Source organism: Thauera sp. SDU_THAU2 (assembly GCF_038260575.1).
In the GTDB taxonomy this organism is placed as follows: Bacteria; Pseudomonadota; Gammaproteobacteria; order Burkholderiales; family Rhodocyclaceae; genus Thauera.
The window spans coordinates 339,235-357,621 of record NZ_JBBWUN010000003.1 but is presented as its reverse complement, the minus strand read 5'-3'; the positions used below and the strand labels follow the sequence as shown (position 1 = coordinate 357,621).

Sequence of the window (18,387 nt, the reverse complement as noted above, 5' to 3'; positions counted from 1 at the left end):
ATCTGAGCGGGCACAAAAACTCACAAGCCCGCGAATATCACCCCATGTGGCTTATCCACATGCGCAGCTCCCTGGTAGCTGGGTTCAACGTTGTACTCCACTACCATTGGCCCATCGGTGGTCACTGCAAGGTCCATTCCGACAAATCGCGCTCCGGGCAAGACGCGCAAAGCGTTGCAGGCAAGCTGCTTGCATTCTGACCAATATGGAATCTGCACTCCGATCAACTCCGCAACTGAATCCGGATGGTTTTTGTACTGGTTACGGGTCAGCGTCAGATCCAACGCTTCGCTGATCACGCCTGAATTCAGATCGATCGCGCAGGCCAACCCTCCAGCAGCCGTGTTGTCCACCAGACTGCCAGCCCGGCCTACTCGCAGGAATGCCCCAGCAACATGGATGCCAGTGCTGTCGTCAACGACCCAGATTCGCAGGGTGTTAACCGATGTGGGATTGAGCCTGGCCAACACCGGATGCTGTTCGATCATTTCTTCGATCACATATCCTTCAGGCGCCGAGCCCAGACGCAGAGCAAGTGCGTCCATACCGACCTCTTCGCCGGACAAGACCTCGCGCAATACCTTTCGGCCTGCCTCCATAGTCAGCCTGAGCCCGAACACCCCCCTACCGCTATCGCCTTCGGCGGGCTTGAAGAAAAGCCCTCCGGCGTCGCAAAGTGCCAAGGCTCGGGCCAGATCGCTGGCAGTACAAAGATCTTGCCCACTCGTGTCCTGACCGAACTGCGGATGAAACAGCCCCAGCAAACGAGCTGTGGGCAGGCCCAATGCGCTCAGGAAGCTTTTTTCGACCAATTTGTTCTGTGAAATCTTGAAATAGCGAGGATCGTTGATCTTATGCACGAAGCGCAAATACTTACGGCCATTCCAATGCTTCAGCTTGGTTTCCATGGACAACCCAGGCCGCCAGAACCGCGCCATCAGGTAGTAACCCGGCCCCAGCCCGCTAAATACATACAACAGTCCCATTTCAAGCAGTTGACGCCACAACGGCAAACCTCCAGATTTGGCCTTCTGGGCTGCAACTGAAATGTAACTTTTCATTCTGATCAACTCTCAAATCGCGGGCCTGCTTCGCAAAACGTCTCCGCAGCCAGGACCGTTTCCGAAGCTGCTTCCAGTTGCATGCAATCCCAAGTCAGTGGAGATTCAGCTCCCCGCGCCGCTATAACGATAAGCCCATACATTGATGCCATCAATGACAACCAAGACATCATGCAACGGGTCGAGATAGGCAAGTCGCTTCTTTCCCACCGGCATCGAACTCCTCTTTGGCTCAAGCTTTCGCCAATCGTGCGTATCGGGCTGGTAGGACCAGATTGCATTCTCTCGAAAATCGACGAGCAGGCCATGACCGCTCCTGGGGTGATAGACGAAAGTAGTCCAAGCGTCATGACCGTCCGGAACGGCCTGACTGTCCTTGTCTTCTTCTCGCACCCTGGACCACGTTCGCGTCTTGACGTCGAAGTGGTAGGTCGCACGTCCCCTTTGGACGACGAGAATATCGCGCCGCGGATCGTAGTAGCCAACCTGCTCAGGCGCTGGGGATTCGGCTGCAAACCTCCTGCCCTCCTGTCCTTTTGCACCGAGATCGTGCCAGCGCAGATTGTGCATGTCGAAGCGCCAGGTGCCACGCATTTGCCAATTGTTGGCATGCCAGACGACATCTCCGAGCGAATCGATATATTCGAACATACCCGCCAAGGCGGCGCGCGGGGCGGCCCCCGTAGTGCGCAATAGTTCCCAGCGCGCGGTTTCCGGGTCGAAGCTCCACAAGGGCAAGCCCTTGTAGCGCGAATCAGGCTTCCCCCCATCTGTGCGACCAGCTTGTCGAGGTCGGACACCCAGAGATTCATCCACAGCAAACGGCGCATCTGCGGATGATAGGCCAGCCCCCACCATGTATGGCCCACTATTGCCGGGCCGCCACGCCGGGTGGCAAGGACGCCGTTACGGTACTCGACGTCGCTGGGGTCGTCACCCAAACCGGCGTAGCTGCGCGGATTGTCGGGGGGATAGCGCAAAACCCAGGTCAGCGCACCGAGATCGAACTCCCATACATCGTTCAGGCGATGGGGCTGCCCATGATTGGCTCCCGCAAAAAGTGCGCGCCCGCGATCCTTCGCCCACACCATCTTGATGGAATAGTCACGGCCTCTCGGGCCTGTCCGATGCAGATCGAAACGCCGCGCGACATCGTTGAAGTCTCCAACCAGGCGGGCCTTGCCGAGCACCGCCGCCTCGTTCGGCCCAAGCGCCGAAAGCGCGGCAACAATCGCAGCATCGGATTGCAGTACTGGCGTCGCCTGGACTGAAGAAGCCGCCTGCGCGGTGATCGGCAGGCAACACCCGACGAAGGCCAGCACCACAATACGGAACAAAAGCAGGCTCGGCCTACTCATCGCGCCTTTTCCGCATCGCTACTCATCGGGCCGATGTAGCTGCGCGCGACCACGACGTTGTCGATGTAGAGGCTCATGTCACGGGGCGAAGGCGCCGTCCCCCCATGATAGACATTCATCCACACACTTTCGATGCGCAGATCAGGAATCGTACGGAAAGACAGTCCAGTCTTTTCGGCGACCAGGTGACCGTCGATCCAGGCCCTGAAGATACCGTCGTGCTTGCCGGGAGTATTGAGCTTGACGTACTGCTCGATCGCATACCAGCGATTGTTTTGGAGCAAACCACCCGGACCGTCACCCCAGCCCCAGTAGCCTCCCGAATTGTCCTTCATGTCGGCATGATAGACATAGGAGCCCGCTGGCGTGACCCGCTCTGCTCCGGACTGGATGCTGCGGGCAAAAGCACCACGCATTGACCAGCCATTGGTACCATCCGATTTACGCATGCCCCACCCCCCTTGCCGTAGGTGCCGGCCAGGCCTGGCAATTTGCCGCCGTCACGGTCGGGGTTCCAGTCGGCACCGAGCCGGAGGTAGTAGCGAAAATAGACCTCTTCCGGCTCTTCAGCATGATGGAGGGCGAACAAGTAGCGTAGATTGAGGGCAGTATTCGCACCCTCCTTGAGAGTCGTTTTCAGCGCCTTGCCCTGCAAAGGTTCAAATCCATTGCCTTCCCCGGCACCCACGACGGCCATCTCGCTACGCGTCAAGCTCTTCCAGTCCGTCAGCCAATTCTCCCGCTCGAAGTCCGCAGCGAACAGAACCTCCGGTACGCGATCGATGCCACGATCGCCAGAATGACGAGCCGCAAGCCCGTCATTGTGAACCGCGGATGCCTCGGCCCACGGCGGTTGAGTGCTGAAAGCACCCACGGTAAGGGCCTTGCCATACAGTTTCTCGGGATGGAGCAGGAGGCGTGCCGCACGCAATCGGTCTGCAGGACCTGCGGGCAGATCGAACACGACAAGAGTGTTATGTTCAGGGCTGATCCGCAGGCGCTGGCTCTGGCCGAGCCCCTTGACGGTCGAACAATCAAGCGTGACGTCGGCACTCGGCCTCAAGCGCTGGATAGGTTGCCCCTCCCATTGCAGTTCCAAAAGCGGCCCATCACCGTCCTCGGCCTCGCGGCTTGGAAGTTGCAACGTCCCCTGTCCTGCCAGCGCACGCAGCATGATGCCAGTATTCGGACGGCTCCCGTCGAGCCATTGGCGCGCAAGCTCGGTGACGTCCAGATCCAAACCCTCGGACAGCGCCCTTTGGCCGGCATTGGCGACGGCGTAGGGCTCTTCTCCATGCAGTTCCCCGCTGCGATCGAGCCAGTCACCGAGAGGCCGTTGCCACGTGAGCTTGCCGCCCACTGAATAGTGCCTGCAACCGACACCCGTCGGAGCATCGCTGAGTTGATGCACGGGATTGCCCGCACCCTGCGCGGCAGCAGCCCCAGGCAGGGTGACCAGGCAGCATATTGCAACAGCAAGCGATCGAACACGCATGCTCCCCTCCTCGTTCATGCAGAGCGCAAGCCAATGCGATTGCGCAGTTCCATCAACAAAGACCAGAAGCCACTCAGTCGAGCTTCTAGTTCGATGTCGCTCATCGACTGGCAATCGAGAATCCGCTTGAGCGCAAATGGATTCTCGCCTCGCCGGTTCAGGCCAAAATCCGTCGTGGTCGCGCTACGCACGCCCATTTCCTCAAGAACAGGATAGACCACCGGCGCATGCACGCCACTCGGATAGCAGAAGTGCGAAAGACTGGCCGGCGTCACCTCGGGCAGACGGGCAAGTTCATTACGATTGCGTTCAATCTCGCCACGCACCCGCTCCTGATCGAATTCATGCATTCGATGGGTATGGGTATGGAGTTGCAGGTCGATGCCCGCAGCCCGCGCGGCACGCAGCTCGTCCACGCTCATGAGGTGAAACCAGCGTCCGCCATCGATGGAGTCGAGATCTGCCCCGATCTTCTGCGCAATCCGCCGTACTGCTTCCCAGCGCGCGTCGAGCGTGGGCAGAGCATCCACACGGGCTGCGAGTTCGGTCGCGCAGGCCTCACGCCCCATCGGCGCCGTCTTCCTGTCCCCGGCGGGAAGCAATTCGTCGACGGGCGGCAGCGCCTGAGCGCGGGCGACCAGGAAGTTGAGCAGCACGTTGAGCACCGGGCGTTGCGCCAACGAATAGTATGTCGTGACATAGACCGTCGCTGGCATGCGGCGCTCCACCAGTGCCGGCAGCATGTGGCGGCTGATGCCATACCAGGCGTCATCGATGGTGATCACGACTGCCGCATCGGGCAGGGTGCCGTCCGCCAGCCGATCGACGGCCTCGTCCAGACCAAGCAGTGGATACCCTTCGCGGGCGAGAAGATCGAGGCGCCGCGCAAAGGTATCGGCCCCCATGAACAGGCAGTCCCCGAAATGCGGAGCATCGCCGATCCAGATGCCGTGATAGCACAGGATGCGCAGTTGCCGGCGCGTAAGCCGGCGGCTGAGAGCAAATAGCCCGAACAGGCGGGCAAGCTTGAGAATCGTCTGCTTCATTGTTCGATGGCCCCGCTTCAAACCTGTGTGGCCGCTTGCCTCATGTTGAGGATCAAACGCCGGACGAAAGCCCTGCGCGACTCATCCCACGGCGTGAATCGGGCAAGCTGATATGGATCTTCCCCCTGCGGGAAACGCCCCAACCGGTGGTGAAAGCTGCCGCATAACCAGCACGTTCGACCATGCGGGCATGCTCGGCGCGATAATCCTTGCCAGGACCGCCATTCGGATAGGCAAACAAGGTAATCGCTTCCCCGAGAATGGCTTCGAGCCTGGCCTTGTTGTCACGGATCTCGCGCTCGGCCTCATCCGGCGGCAAGGAGGCCAGAATGGGATGCGCGCAGGTATGGCCTCCGATCACCATGCCGCCGTCGCGCAGGGCCCGCACCTGGGCCGTGCTCATCATCAGATCGCGCGGCAGACTCACGCCAGCAAGCTCGACCAGCCGATCCACCTTCTCGATGCGCTGCGCGGGGAGGAGATACTTCAGCTTGCCGATCACCTTTTCGATGGCTTTGCGACGGGACGCGACATCACCGAGCTGGACATCTTCCAGGCCGATCCTGGCAAGTTCGAGAACGCCGCTGGGCGCACCGCGCAGTGCAAGGGTGATCTTGTCGTTCCACATCACGCCACCATCGAGAAAATCGGTGGCGACGAAGAATGCGGCTCGCATGCCATGACGCCGCAGAATCGGCATGGCAACTTCGGCATTGTCAGCATAACCGTCATCGAACGTGATGGTCAGCGCACGCGGGGGTAGATTACCTTGGGCCAGCAGGGCTATCGCCTCGTCGGGAGGCAATACGTTGAACACTTCTCCCAGCCAGCCGAGCATGTCGTCGAAACGGCGTGCATGCAGGGCCTGCGGCGCATCGGGGTCCATTGCGGGCCGGACCCGATGGAAGATCAGGGTGCTCAATCGCGCACGCTGTCCGCTGCCCGAAAGCAATCCGGCAAGGAGCTTTTCCAGTTTCATGCTGTTCTTACCCACCACAGAAAGCGCATCCGCAGCGGCGTATTTGCTGCCGGACGTGCGGTCAGTTCAGCGTCATGCTCATCAACCATGGCATGCTCGGCCCGCCAGCGAGTCGCAACCACCAGTGCGACCAGAATGTTGTACGGCAAGTCGAAATAGGCCAAGCTCAGGAATGCGCCTCCAATCGCATAGCCGACGAGCGATACCTGAATCATGCTGCCTAGATGGTAAAGCCAGCCAAGCTCAGGATCGTTACGTGTACCGCGACGCAAGGCCGCTGCGCGCCGCCAGGCCAGCAGCCACAATGTCAGGAACAGGCCAAGCCCGACGTAGCCATGCTCACCCAGCACCTGGAAATAGATGCTGTGAGCGGTCAGAGGGTTGCTCGGATCCGGTGCATACAAACCGAATACGAAGGGATTCTGCACGTCGAAGCCGCCACCGAAGAAACGGTCGTTGGCGACGTTGGCCATCGTTATCCAGGCGTTGATACGCCCCATCGCCGAGCCATCATTCTCATAGGTCTGTATCGTGCCCATGCGCTCGTACCAGCTCTCGGGCATCATCGCCAGGATGACCAAGCCGACCAGGGACAGCATGAAGGCATTGATCGCCTTGTTCGGCGCCCGCCACCACAACACCACGGCCATCCCCGAAATCGCGAGCATGGCACCTCTCGATTGGGTGCCGATCGCCGACACGGCCGACAACACCATCAACACGAGCAGCCCCCGCTTCACCCATTTGTGCGGCGACGTCACCCGCAGGAAATGCATCAGCGGGATCGTCATGATCAAGGCAAGCCCCAGTTCGTTGTTGCCTTCGACGAACCCGCCCGGCGGTCCCCATACGCGCCCTCCGCCACCTGTCGCAATCGTATAGATTCCCCCCTTCAGGCCATAGAAACCGAGCGACAGTACGTTGATCCAGATGAACAGTCTGATGTGCATATGCTTGTAAAGCACGGCAGCGGCGATGAAGGTCATGATCTGGATTTTCAGGACCTTGATGAGTTGGGGCAGCGACTCTCCAGGAAAAAAGGCGAAAACGGTCGTCAAGCCCATCCACACTACGAAGATGGCGAGCACGACCATGGGGGTGCTCCAATCGAACTTGACCCGGTCTTTGGTCGTGAAGAGACCGATGAAGGTCACCAAGGCAACGACCATCGCTACCGGCGCGCTATTCATGAATCCGTATGCCAGCTTGTGCGGATTCATGATGCCTACCCAGGTCCACAGCAGCACGCCAACAAACACGTAGCGGAACACGTAGGGAATCGTCGCCGCAAGGGCTCCCAATACTAGAAAGTCGCGAATCGGCATGTCTGGCTCTAAGGAGTGACGTGGCTGACGACGTAACGGAACTTGCCCGATTTCTCCGGCAGGATCTCAGTCACTCGACTCACTCGCACCTCGACAGCCTGCCCGAGCCGAGTCTTGAAGTCATGCACGATCCGCAGCTCCGACGCCGGGTCGAATTGTGCATTGGTGACCAGCAGAACCTCGGTGAGCTCGCGCGAATGCTGCACGATCTTGAAACGCTCCACGCCAGGCAAATCCCGCACCGTGTAGATGAGCGCAAGTCCGTGCATGATCGTGCCATCCTGCGCGACGACGAAATCGGTGGCACGCCCCTGTACTTCGGCCAGCACCGGCAAACCCCGGCCGCAGGCGCAGGATTCATCGCTGAGTACGCCGACGTCCCCGGTCCGATAGCGGACGAAGGGAAAGTCGGAGGTAGACATGTGCGTCACGACGATCTCGCCCGCCTCTCCTCTGGCCGCAGGCGAACCATCCGGCCGTACGGTTTCGACGATGATGTCCTCGGCGCTGATGTGCAGGCTGCCGGAGGGGCATTCGTGGGCAATGAAGCCGGCATCGCGCGCGCCATAGCCGTTGGCAACCGGGCAGCCGTAAGTTTCGGCAATGGTGCGGCGCTGTTCGTCATAGAGCTTTTCGGATGTGACGAAGGCGACTTTGATGCCGAGCTTGTCCATTGCAATACCCTTCTTGCAGGCATGCTGGGCTATCAGGGACAGGCTGGAAGGGTAGCCAAACAACATCGCCGGACCTATGCGGCGGATGGTGTCGACGAAGCGGTCGAGGTTGGCCGGCGACATCTCGAAAGCCGGCAGCAGATGGCTGCGCATGAGCGTGTCACGCAATTGGCGGATGCGGTCCTGGGCGCCGAGTTCGACCGGGCTGCCCCACACCACCAGTTCCGGATCGCCAATGTCGACGCCCCACCAGCGCGTGGCACGCCATTTGGCAGCCACGTCATGGCTCTTGCGCGATTTACCGATGTAGAAGATCAGCGGTTCACCCGAGGAGCCTCCGGTGTTGTAGCGGCTCAATGGGCCGTGGCCTTCGGCCTTGAGCTGCTCGACGTTGGCACGGATGATAGATTTGGTGAGGAAAGGCAGGCCCTGGAGCGATTCGAGCGCATCAACCCGGTCGGGGTCAAAGCCTTCGCGCGCAAACAGGTCGCGGTAATACGGTACCGTCCGTCCAATCTGGCCGAGAAAGGTACGCAACCGTTGAACGCGATATTGCGCGAGGCGATCGGCAGACCACCACTGGCTATCCTCCAGTTGCCGGCGCAGGGCGACCGAGTCGTGATGTTTGAGCCGCTCGTGCAGCGGAAAGAGAAGATTGGTGCAAATCGCGGTATAGAACCCCATCATGCGTCCTGTTGCCCGGCGACGCGCCGGTAAAGATCGAACCATTGATCCCTGACCGTCGGCCAGGCATAGCGCGCGGCCTCCTCAATGCCAGCTGCGCGCATGGAAGCCGCTCGAGTCGGCTCGGTCAGCACGTGCAGAGCCTCGGCTGCCATGCGCTCGGCATTGCCAATCGGAACGAGGCGCGCGGAAACACCATCCTCGACCATGTCGGGAATGCCTCCGGCATCGGTACTGATCACAGGCACGCCGCTGGCGAAAGCCTCGAGAATGGAAATCGGCATGTTGTCGACGGTGCTCGGATTGAGCATGCAATCGGCGGACGCATAGAGTGCAGGAATGTCGGCATTGTCGATACGGCCGACAAAGTGCACGGCAGCTTCGATACCGAGCTCCCGAGTCAGCGCCTGCAGGCGGCCGAGCTCGGGACCGGTTCCGGCAACGGTCAGCCGTGCCCCGGGCAGAACGTTCCGGACGCGCTCAAAGGCACGGACGGCGGTCGGAATATCGTAGATCGGTTCGAGGTTACGGGTCACGATCAGATGCGGCGCCTCGCCGAAATCGCGCACAGGCGCCGGGCTGAAGCGCGACAGATCGATGATGTTCGGCACGATCACGGCATTCAGACCATGACGCGCAAAGACACACTGCAGAAAGCCGGAGGGCGTGACGCGCTCGCTCGCCATGCGAAGCGTCGCGAGCACGTGGCGTGGCGCTGCCGCAAAAAAGGTGTCAGCGTTGCCGCCACGGTAATTGACGATCACGCTCACACCACGAATACGCCCGATCCACACTGCCGGAGCGGCGAAGAGATGCCAGGCCCAGCCGGAGTTGGCGAGGATATGCATGACCTGCACCCGCCCCGCGACCGACCACAGTGCGGCCAGGTAGGGAAGCAGACGGAACAGCGCACGCAACACCGGAATACGCCCCGCCCACTCCGGCCTGTAAGGGGCGTTGTTGCGCACGAGTTCGACCTCGACACCTTCCTGCCGCAGCAGGCGGACAAGCTGCTCGCATTGGTTGGCCATACCGCCGGAAGGTGGCGGCAAGGGCCCGACGATGCAGAGGGTAGGCATGGCCCTGGGCTGGACAGTGGGTGTGGAGGGATCAGACATCAACGCACTCAATTGGAATCAACAGCAGTGCGTGCGCGCCTGCGAATCAGCCAGATGACAAAGAACAGGCAGCACAGCGCACCTAGAACAGCGGCAGCCCAAAGTCGTACACGCAGCATCCGCATCGCATCTTGCTGCACCGCATTCTGTTCGGTAGCCAGAATGCGAATGCCTGGGTGAACGCCCGACACCACACCTCCCAACTGCTCAAGAGCCCGATGCACGCCTCCCAGCAATTGCACCAGCGATGCCCGGTCGTATTCGAACACGTTGTTGCCCCACCACATGTACCATTCAGGCAAACCGCGGCGGTAGTAGTCCAGCGCTTTCGCATCCTCACGGAAACCGGGCCGTGCCAGCGGGATCCACCGGGACCAGGCGCAGGTCATCCGCACCTGCCTCCAGCGCGGCACGGAAAGCCATGGCCGACAGCGGCTCGCCGTCGGAATCGGTGACGTAGAAGTTGTTGAACACGTCGATCATGACCCAACGTGCCCGCTGGCTGTCCCAGATCTCGTTGAAGATGTGGCCGTGGCCGCCGAAACCGTCGAAGGAAAACGCCCACGGCCGCGAGAACACCCCGGCAGCAGTGGCGAAGCCGGTGAAGCTGTCGGCATAGTCGCCGCAGTAGCCCTCGCCCTGCTGCGTGATACGCGTGTAGGTATCGGCGAGATCGGCCTGAATCGCGCCGCCCTGCCGCCGTCCATCGGGCAACAGATGGCGGCCGATGGCGAGCGCAGTGGCCCAGTCGTCGCCGTCGACCTTGAGTTGATCGCGGGTGACGATGTCGGCATAGAGCGGCAGCGGCTTTGCTGTTTCGACGGCGAAACCGGCCGGCACATTTGCAGGCGTCCAGTCGTACACCGCCGGCTCGGATTGCAGCAGCAAGGCATTGCGCATCCGCACCAGTTCGGTGGAGTCGCGCAGGTGCGGCACGAGCGTGACGCCCACCGCCAGCGTCAACACGGCGGACAGCCAGAACAGGCGCAGCCAGATACGTGATCTCGCCGCGCTGTTCTGCCGCTCCACGGCAGCTTTCACCAGCAGAGCCCTTCGACTTCGGCGTGCAGCGTCTTGCTGTTGGGCATATTCACCAGGTCCAGCACCTTCTGCTCCGGCCGTGCATGCGTGACCAGAGCATCGAAGATCGCGGCATTGGAGACGCCGACGATCAGCATCTCGGCACTGGCGATGATGTCATCGAGGTCGGGCTGGAGCAGGTCGCCGATGTGCGGCAACTGAGTCTCGATGAAACGGCGGTTTGCGCCGAGCAAGCGCGACAACTGCACGTCCGGATCGTAGATGGCCAGTTGCACGCCCTTGCCAATGAGCTGCTCGGCCAGCGTCACCAGCGGGCTTTCGCGCAGATCATCGGTGCCGGTCTTGAACGACAGGCCGAGCATGCCGACCTTGCGGCAGCCGGATTCGAGCACCTTGGCGACGGCGCGGTCGATGTGCTGGCGGTTGGATTGCAGGATGCCGCTCAACATCGGCAGTTCGACATCGTGCATCTTCGCCAGGTAGGTGGTGGCGCGCAGATCGCTTGGGCAGGCACGAACCGCCGAAGGCAAAACCGGGTTTCAGGTAGGCGGGCGAAATGTTGAGCTGGGTATCCTGGCAGACCAGTTCCATGACCTCGAACGGATTCACCCCCAGCGCCCCGCACAGGCGCGCGGTTTCGTTGGCGAAAGTGATCTTGAGAGCGTGGAAATTGTTGCAGGCATATTTCATCGTCTCGGCCGCACGCACCGAGGTGCGCAGGAACTTGCACGGCAGATGGCCGAAGAGTTCGCGCAGGCGCTCGACCGGCTGATCGTGGTTGGCGCCGACGACGGTGAAGGGCGGCTTGTCGTAATCGCGGATGGACGAACCTTCGCGCAGGAACTCGGGCTGGAAGCAGGTGAAGAAGCCTTCGCCGTCGCGCTTGCCGGATTCGGCCTCGAGAATGGGAATCAGCGTGCTCTCGACGGTGCCCGGAACGAGCGTGGAGCGGAACACCAGCACGTGCGGTGTCGACTTCTTCGCGATGGCCTTGCCGAGATCGGCCGCCAGACGCAATACCGCACCCTGGTCCTGGCTACCATTGGGCGCCGAAGGCGTACCCACGCAGATCAGCGAGACATCGCTGTCGAGCAGCGCCCGGCCCGCATCGGTGGTGACGCTGACGCGGCCACTGGCAGCGACGCTGGCCATGAGATCGACCATGCCCTCTTCCACCACCGGCGTGGTGCCTGACTTGATGAGATCGAGCTTGCTCTGGTCGATGTCGACACCGATGACCTGGTGGCCATCGCGCGCGAGGCAGGCGAGCGACACCGCTCCAACGTAGCCGAGGCCGAAAATACTGATCTTCATTGCGTTGCTCCGTGTTTGCTTTGAAATTCGTCGAGGCAGCGGTCGAGGATGGTATCGAGCCGTTCCATGGACCGCGGCCAGGCGTGATGGGACAACATGCGCTCGCGCCCGGCTCGGGCGAGGCGGTCGCGCTCGGCGGGCTGTTCGATGATGCTTGCAATGGCTTCGGCATACTCCTGTGCGCTGTCGGCGACGAGGAGATGCTCCCCCGCCACCGCATCGACACCGCCCGCCGCGATACGGCTGGAAACGACTGGCACGCCCATCGCCATGGCTTCGAGGATCTTGTTCTGCGTGCCGCGCGCAATGTTGAGTGGCGCGACCATCGCCGCCGAACGCAGGATGTAGGGGCGTACGTCGGGCACCGAACCGGTCACGGTGATGCCCGCGCGCTCGCCGAGCTTCTGCACCGCGGGAATGGGGTCGGCGCCGACGATGAGCAGCTTCATGTCGGGGCGCCGGCTTCGCAGCAAGGGCCAGACCTCGTCGCAGAAACGGAACATGGCTTCCTGGTTGGGGTAATAGTCCATGCGGCCGATGAAGCTGATCGTATCCGGATCGTAGCCGTCGCCATCGGGCTTGAAGAAGTCCGCGTCCACGCCATTGGGAAACCAGTCGGACGACACGCCGGTGCCGTAGGATTCGAGCGTCTCCCATTCGGCACGGGTGGTGGCGGTGCACAGGTCGAAGCGGCGGGCGAGGCGCTTTTCCTCGCGCACGAGCTTGGTACCCTCCAGCCAGTAACCCATGCTGAGCGGAAAGGATTTGTAGTTGACGTATTCCAGCCACTTCTGCGAATCCATGTCGCCGAAGTCGAGGATCTTGGGAATCCCGCGAACCTTCTCCACGTACTGCGCCACCGAAGAGCAATGCACGAAGATGAGATCGAAGCGTTCGCTGGCGAGCAGGGCATCGACCTTGCGCGCAAGTTCGGGCGAGTAGAAATAGCCCATCGAGGACGGTACGGGGCTCGGCAGCCGGGCAACCATGCGCACGGTCTGAACCGGGTTGGACACCACCGCCATCTCGAAGCGTGCGCAATGCGGCTGGATGCCGCTGCCCTCCTGCGCTTCGGCCTCGCTGCGGGCGAGCGAGCACACCGTCACCTCATGTCTTTGCGACAGGTGGCGAATCATGTTGAAGGGACGGATCTTTGCCTCCGCGCTTGGGGGGAAACGGAAAGCGGTGGCAAACGTAAAGAATCTTCATGCGATGAGGCTCTTCAACTCTGCGGTGACGTCGTCGGGAGAATGGCCGTCGAGGTAGAGCCGGCTCCAGATCTCGAGGTTCATCAGGGAAAGTAGTGCATCGGTGCCGTCGATGCGGGCAGCTTCATGGTCGGCAACCAGACGGGCAACGACCTCGGCGTCGAACAGGCCTCGATCATTCACCACGTCGCGTGCGAGCAGGCGCCGCAGCACCGGAGCGAGATCGCGCTTGAGCCAGGCGCCCATCGGCGTGCCGAAGCCGCGCTTCTTGCGGTCGAGGATGTCGGGCGGAAGGGTGTCGGCCAACGCATCCTTCATCAGATGCTTGAGGCGGCCGTTCTTCACTTTCAGGGACTCGGGAATCGCAGCGGCCAGCTCGACCAGTTCCCGGTCGAGCAGCGGCACGCGGCACTCCAGCGAGACCGCCATGCTCATCTTGTCGGTGAGCAGCAGCAGATCGTCGGGAAGCTGGGTCTCGGCGTCCACCGCGAACATGCGGTTGAGCGCATCGTCCCGTCCCGCCGCGGCGAAGGCTGCGGCCAGCGCATCGCTGCCGCCGCTCGCGCCACGGGTCAGGGCGGCGACTGCTCCACGGTCGAGCACCTGGAGGTAGGCCCGGTAACGATCATCGGCCGACAGCTCCGCCGAGGCCAGGAAGCCGCGCGCCAGCCGCACGGTGTTGAGCAGCTTCGAATGGCGGTCGCTCGGCAGCAGCCCGGCGGTACGCGACAGCAGCAGCCGCGACCAGCGCGGCAGGCGCTGCAGCTTGCGCACGTAGTGATCGCCCAGATAGCGGCGGTAGCCGCCGAACAGCTCGTCTCCGCCTACGCCGGACAGGATCACCTTGACGTCTCGGCGGGCGAACTCCGACACCAGGTAGGTGGTGATGAAAGCCGAGTCCGCCACCGGCTCGTCCATGTGCCACAGCAGCTTCGGCAGCAGGCCGACGACGTCGGGCTTGACGACGATTTCATGGTGCTCGGTACCCAGCAGCGTGGCCACCTGGCGCGCATAGGGCAGTTCGTTGTACAGGCGCTCCGCCTCGCCGCCCTCGAAGCCGATGGCGTAGGTGCGGATGGGCTGTTCGGAGTGCTTCGCCATGTAGGCGACCACTGCGCTGGAATCGACACCGCCGGACAGGAAGGCGCCGATCGGCACGTCCGACACCATTTGCCGATGTACCGCGGCTTCCATGCCGCTGCGGATGCGCTCGACCCACTCGGCCTCCGACGGTGCGCGGTCGATGCGTGACGGCAGGCGCCAATAGCGCCACTCCCTGACCTCGCCGTTCTCCACCGCCAGCAAGGTGGCCGGCGGCAGCTTGCGGATGCCCTTGAACATCGAGTGGGGCGCCGGCACGTAGCCCAGGTGCAGGTAGTCGCCGAGCACTTCGCGATTGAGTTCCGCCCGCATGCCGGGCAGTTGGAGCAAGGCCTTGGCCTCGGTGGCAAACCCCAGCATGGCGCCCGACTGGTGCACGTACAGCGGTTTGACGCCGAGATGGTCGCGGCCGATCAGCAGGCGCTTGCGGCGCTCATCCCACAAGGCGAAATTGAACATGCCGTCCAGCCGATGGACGAAATCATCGCCCATCTGGTCATAGAGGTGAAGCAGCACCTCGCTGTCCGAGCCGGTCTTGAAACGATAGCCGCGAGCCTGCAGTTCTGCGCGCAGTTCGCGGAAGTTGTAGATTTCGCCGTTGCATACCAGCCATACGCTGTCGTCGGCATTGGAGATCGGCTGGTGGCCGCCGGCGAGGTCGATGATCGACAGCCGGCGCATCGCGATGCCGCAGCGGCCATTCGGGTCGATGTGCTGGCCTTCGTCGTCCGGGCCGCGATGGACCGTGACGTCGCCCATGGCGCTGAGTTGCGCAGGGTCGACGCGGGTGCCATCGAAACGGTACAAGCCATGGATTCCGCACATGATCAGCGCACCTCGGCAAGGACGGATTCGCGGCCATGGCAGGCAAGCGCACGCCGATAGACTTCGCGGTAGCGGCCGACGCTGTTGGCCCAGGTCCGCTCGCGCTCGACGAAATCGCGCGCCTGGCGGCGAATCGCAGGCCAGCGCTCGCGATGCTCGAGCACATCGGCGATGGCATCGGCCAGCGCATCGACACTGCCCGCTTTGAACAGGAAACCGGTTTCGCCGTGGCGAATGAGCTCGCGATGGCCGCCGACGTCCGATGCCACGAACATCCGCCCCTGGGCCATGGCCTCGAGCGGCTTCAGCGGCGTGACGAGTTCGGTGAGGCGGATCGGCAGGCGCGGATAGGCGAGCACATCGATGAGTTCGTAATACTTCTGCACCCGGCTATGCGGTACCCGGCCGGTGAAAGTGACGCGGTCGGCGATGCCTTCCGCCGCGGCCTGGCTGCGCAGGCTGTCCTCCTGCACGCCACCGCCGACCATCAGCAGGCGGATGTCCGGGTAGCGCGCCGCCAGCCTGGCTGTGGCCGACACCAGCAGATTGAGCCCCTCGTAGCCATAGAACGAACCGGCGAAGCCGAGCACGGTGCAGCCGTCGAGACCCAGTTCGCTACGCAGGGCAGGATCGGCTTCAGCGCCGAACTGGAAGGTGTCGGCATCGACCGCATTCGGAATCACGGTGATCCTGTCGGCCGGGATGCCGCGTGCCTGGATGTCGCCGCGCAGGCCTTCGCAGATCGTGGTGATCTGGTCGGCATGGCGCAGAGCGAAACTTTCGAGCGCGCGCGAGACACGATAGCGCAGGCTGCCCTCGGTGGTCGTGCCATGATCGACCGCGGCATCCTCCCATGAGGCGCGCATCTCGTAGACCACGGGAATCCGGCGCCTGCGCCCGACCCATTCGGCAGGCAAGGCGTTGAGTACCGGGGAGTGTGCGTGAATCAGATCCGGCCTGAACTTGGCGACGAGTTGGTCGATGCGGCCTGCGGTGAGGCGCATCTGCGCGATCAGGCCGGTGCCTTGTGGCGCCGGGGTGCGGTGGAAGCGCAGGCCATCCGCCTCTTCCGCCTCCATGTCGGAAAAACCCTGCTTGGGCGTCGTCAGATGGACCGTCTCCCAGCCAAGTGCATGCTGCTCGCGCAGGATGGCCGCGGTACGAAAGGTGTAGCCGCTATGCAGCGGCAGGGAATGGTCGAGTATGTGAAGGATGCGCATGGTCATTCAAACCGCTTCGGCCAACACCGGAGAATTCGGCGACACAGCTTCGTTTCTGCGCATGAAGGCCTCGAACATCAACAGCGTCCACAGCGGCGCGCTGTAGTCGCGCGCGCCAGACTGGTGGGCATCGACCAGGTGCTGCAGATAATCGCGCTTGAACATGCCGGTCGCCGCCAGCGTGTCGCCCAGCACGGCCTCGCGCACGCGCTGCTTGAGCGGACCGCGGAACCAGCGCGCGAGTGGCACGGCAAAGCCCATCTTGGGCCGGTAGAGCACGTCGTCGGGCAGCAGCGGCTCCATTGCCTTCTTGAAAACGTACTTGCCTTCGTTGCCCTGGATCTTGAGCGAGGACGGCAGCGTGGCGAGCCATTCGACCAGCTTGTGGTCCATCAGCGGTTCGCGCACTTCCAGCGAGTGGGCCATGCTGGCGCGGTCGACCTTGGTGTTGATGTCGCCGACCAGGTAGGTCTTGAGGTCCAGGTACTGGATCAGCGCCAGTGCATCGTCGGTGCCGGCCTTGGCCGCGTGGCGGCGGAACACTTCGAGGGCATCGTAGCCACCGAGCTTGCGGAGGAAATCGGCACTGAAGAGCTTGCTGCGCATGTCGCCACGCAGAATCGACACACTGTGGAAATAGGCTTCGACAGAATCGCGCGCCATGGCCTGGAAGGTGGTCTTGGCGCGAAATACGCGCGGCGCCCAGTCGGCCTTCGGATACACGCGGCCGAGCAGGCCGAACAGCGGCTGGCGTACTCCTTGCGGCAGCGCCGAGCGCATGCGCTCTTCCATCAGATGCATGCGGTAGCGGCGGTAGCCGCCGAAACTCTCGTCGCCGCCGTCGCCCGACAGCGCCACCGTGACCTTCTTGCGCGCGAGCTGGCAGACGCGGTAGGTAGGAATCGCGGAGCTGTCGGCATAGGGTTCGTCGTACAGCGCCGCCAGCGTGTCGATGAGGTCGAAATCATCCGACTTGACGGTTTCGACGAAGTGATTGGTGCGATAGCGGTCCGCAACCATCTGCGCGAACTCGGACTCGTTGAACTTCGGATCGTCGAAGGCGATGGAGCAGGTGTTGACCGGCTCGTTCGACAGGCCCGCCATGGTGGCAACCACGGCGCTGGAATCCACCCCGCCCGACAGGAAGGCGCCCAAGGGCACTTCGGAAATCATGCGCAGGCGCACAGATTCGCGCAGGCGCTCGGTGAGTTCGGCAGTGGCATCGTCGAGCGACAAGGGGTTGTCGAGCGTGAAGCGGACATCCCAGTACTGCTTCGGCTCAGGCACCGGCTGGCCGCGGCGGATGCACAGCGATTCGCCCGGCCCGAGCTTTTTCGCGCCAAGGAAGATGGTACGCGGCTCGGCGACGTAGCCCAGCGCGAAATACTCTTCCACCGCCAGCGGGTCGATGCGGCGGTCGAGCCCGGGGTGCTGCATCAGCACCTTCAGCTCCGAGCCGAAGGCCAGCGTACCGTCGTCGAGCAGCGCGTAGAACATCGGCTTGACCGCCAGGCGGTCGCGCGCCATGAACAGCGTGTCGCGCTTGCGGTCGTGAATCGCGAAGGCGAACATGCCGCGCAGGCGCTGCACGCAGTCCTCGCCCCAGGCCTGCCAGGCATGGACGATGACCTCGGTGTCGCTGCGGGTACGGAACACGTACCCCAGCGCCTCGAGCTCGGGCACGAGCTCCTGGAAATTGTAGATCTCGCCGTTGAAGACGATGCCGACCGAGCCGTCCTGGTTGAACAGCGGCTGCTGGCCGGTAGCGAGGTCGATGATGGACAGGCGGCGATGCGCCAGCGCAACGCCGGGCTCGAAGTGGTAGCCCCCTTCGTCCGGACCACGATGGTGCTGAATATCGTTCATACGCCGCATCAGCTCGCGATCGAAGTCGCGCCTGCCGCGCGTGTCAAAAAGGCCGGCAATGCCGCACATGCT

General features: G+C 62.5%; 18 protein-coding genes. 1 reads left to right on the top strand and 17 read right to left on the bottom strand.

Going from position 1 to position 18,387, the window contains the following annotated elements; all coding sequences use genetic code 11:
* Window positions 1-20: 20 nt before the first annotated feature.
* Both AAFL97_RS02745 and AAFL97_RS02740 read right to left on the bottom strand, forming a co-directional pair.
* A complete protein-coding gene (locus AAFL97_RS02745; protein ID WP_341643612.1) occupies window positions 21-1,061 on the bottom strand; it encodes a sugar-transfer associated ATP-grasp domain-containing protein in 1,041 nt (346 codons plus the stop codon).
* Between the two features lie 105 nt (window positions 1,062-1,166).
* Entirely contained in the window at window positions 1,167-1,793 is a 627-nt protein-coding gene (locus AAFL97_RS02740; RefSeq protein WP_341643611.1) for a hypothetical protein, read from the bottom strand.
* A 395-nt stretch (window positions 1,794-2,188) separates the two neighbouring features.
* Between AAFL97_RS02740 and AAFL97_RS02735 the strand changes: the two genes are divergently transcribed.
* A complete protein-coding gene (locus AAFL97_RS02735; RefSeq protein WP_341643610.1) occupies window positions 2,189-2,332 on the top strand; it encodes a hypothetical protein in 144 nt (47 codons plus the stop codon).
* 83 nt (window positions 2,333-2,415) lie between these two features.
* Here the strand turns inward: AAFL97_RS02735 and AAFL97_RS02730 are convergent, their stop codons facing one another.
* From AAFL97_RS02730 to AAFL97_RS02660, 15 genes are all read right to left on the bottom strand, one after another.
* The gene (locus tag AAFL97_RS02730) at window positions 2,416-2,754 is read right to left on the bottom strand and encodes a polysaccharide lyase (protein ID WP_341643609.1); all 339 of its coding nucleotides are present in this window, start codon (window positions 2,752-2,754) and stop codon (window positions 2,416-2,418) included.
* A complete protein-coding gene (locus tag AAFL97_RS02725; protein WP_341643608.1) occupies window positions 2,751-3,914 on the bottom strand; it encodes a hypothetical protein in 1,164 nt (387 codons plus the stop codon). The genes AAFL97_RS02730 and AAFL97_RS02725 overlap by 4 nt, the downstream gene beginning before the upstream one ends.
* A gap of 14 nt (window positions 3,915-3,928) precedes the next feature.
* Entirely contained in the window at window positions 3,929-4,960 is a 1,032-nt protein-coding gene (locus AAFL97_RS02720; RefSeq protein WP_341643607.1) for a polysaccharide deacetylase family protein, read from the bottom strand.
* Between the two features lie 52 nt (window positions 4,961-5,012).
* Complete coding sequence (locus AAFL97_RS02715; protein WP_341643606.1) at window positions 5,013-5,939, bottom strand: polysaccharide deacetylase family protein; 927 nt, start codon at window positions 5,937-5,939, stop codon at window positions 5,013-5,015.
* Window positions 5,936-7,264: a putative O-glycosylation ligase, exosortase A system-associated gene (locus tag AAFL97_RS02710; RefSeq protein ID WP_341643605.1), complete on the bottom strand. Its 1,329-nt coding sequence runs from the start codon at window positions 7,262-7,264 to the stop codon at window positions 5,936-5,938. Before AAFL97_RS02710 ends, AAFL97_RS02715 begins: the two co-directional genes overlap by 4 nt.
* An 8-nt stretch (window positions 7,265-7,272) precedes the next feature.
* A complete protein-coding gene (locus AAFL97_RS02705) occupies window positions 7,273-8,625 on the bottom strand; it encodes a phenylacetate--CoA ligase family protein (RefSeq protein WP_341643604.1) in 1,353 nt (450 codons plus the stop codon).
* A complete protein-coding gene (locus tag AAFL97_RS02700) occupies window positions 8,622-9,701 on the bottom strand; it encodes a glycosyltransferase family 4 protein (protein ID WP_341643603.1) in 1,080 nt (359 codons plus the stop codon). The genes AAFL97_RS02705 and AAFL97_RS02700 overlap by 4 nt, the downstream gene beginning before the upstream one ends.
* A 47-nt stretch (window positions 9,702-9,748) precedes the next feature.
* The gene (locus tag AAFL97_RS02695; RefSeq protein WP_341643602.1) at window positions 9,749-10,027 is read right to left on the bottom strand and encodes a hypothetical protein; all 279 of its coding nucleotides are present in this window, start codon (window positions 10,025-10,027) and stop codon (window positions 9,749-9,751) included.
* A 49-nt stretch (window positions 10,028-10,076) separates the two neighbouring features.
* Window positions 10,077-10,781 (bottom strand): hypothetical protein, encoded by a 705-nt coding sequence (locus tag AAFL97_RS02690; RefSeq protein ID WP_341643601.1) that lies wholly within the window; start codon window positions 10,779-10,781, stop codon window positions 10,077-10,079.
* Window positions 10,778-11,143, bottom strand: a complete 366-nt coding sequence (locus AAFL97_RS02685; RefSeq protein ID WP_341643600.1) for a UDP binding domain-containing protein — start codon at window positions 11,141-11,143, stop codon at window positions 10,778-10,780. Before AAFL97_RS02685 ends, AAFL97_RS02690 begins: the two co-directional genes overlap by 4 nt.
* Window positions 11,109-12,095 carry a nucleotide sugar dehydrogenase gene (locus AAFL97_RS02680; RefSeq protein WP_341643599.1) on the bottom strand — a complete coding sequence of 329 codons (987 nt, stop codon included), beginning with the start codon at window positions 12,093-12,095 and terminating at the stop codon, window positions 11,109-11,111. Before AAFL97_RS02680 ends, AAFL97_RS02685 begins: the two co-directional genes overlap by 35 nt.
* Entirely contained in the window at window positions 12,092-13,231 is a 1,140-nt protein-coding gene (locus AAFL97_RS02675; RefSeq protein WP_341643598.1) for a TIGR03087 family PEP-CTERM/XrtA system glycosyltransferase, read from the bottom strand. The genes AAFL97_RS02680 and AAFL97_RS02675 overlap by 4 nt, the downstream gene beginning before the upstream one ends.
* Window positions 13,232-13,300: 69 nt before the next feature.
* On the bottom strand, window positions 13,301-15,229 hold the full coding sequence (gene asnB, locus AAFL97_RS02670; protein ID WP_341643597.1) for an asparagine synthase (glutamine-hydrolyzing): 1,929 nt from the start codon (window positions 15,227-15,229) through the stop codon (window positions 13,301-13,303).
* A 2-nt stretch (window positions 15,230-15,231) separates the two neighbouring features.
* On the bottom strand, window positions 15,232-16,449 hold the full coding sequence (locus tag AAFL97_RS02665) for a TIGR04063 family PEP-CTERM/XrtA system glycosyltransferase (protein WP_341643596.1): 1,218 nt from the start codon (window positions 16,447-16,449) through the stop codon (window positions 15,232-15,234).
* Between the two features lie 6 nt (window positions 16,450-16,455).
* On the bottom strand, window positions 16,456-18,384 hold the full coding sequence (locus AAFL97_RS02660; RefSeq protein ID WP_341643595.1) for an XrtA/PEP-CTERM system amidotransferase: 1,929 nt from the start codon (window positions 18,382-18,384) through the stop codon (window positions 16,456-16,458).
* Between the last annotated feature and the right edge of the window lie 3 nt (window positions 18,385-18,387).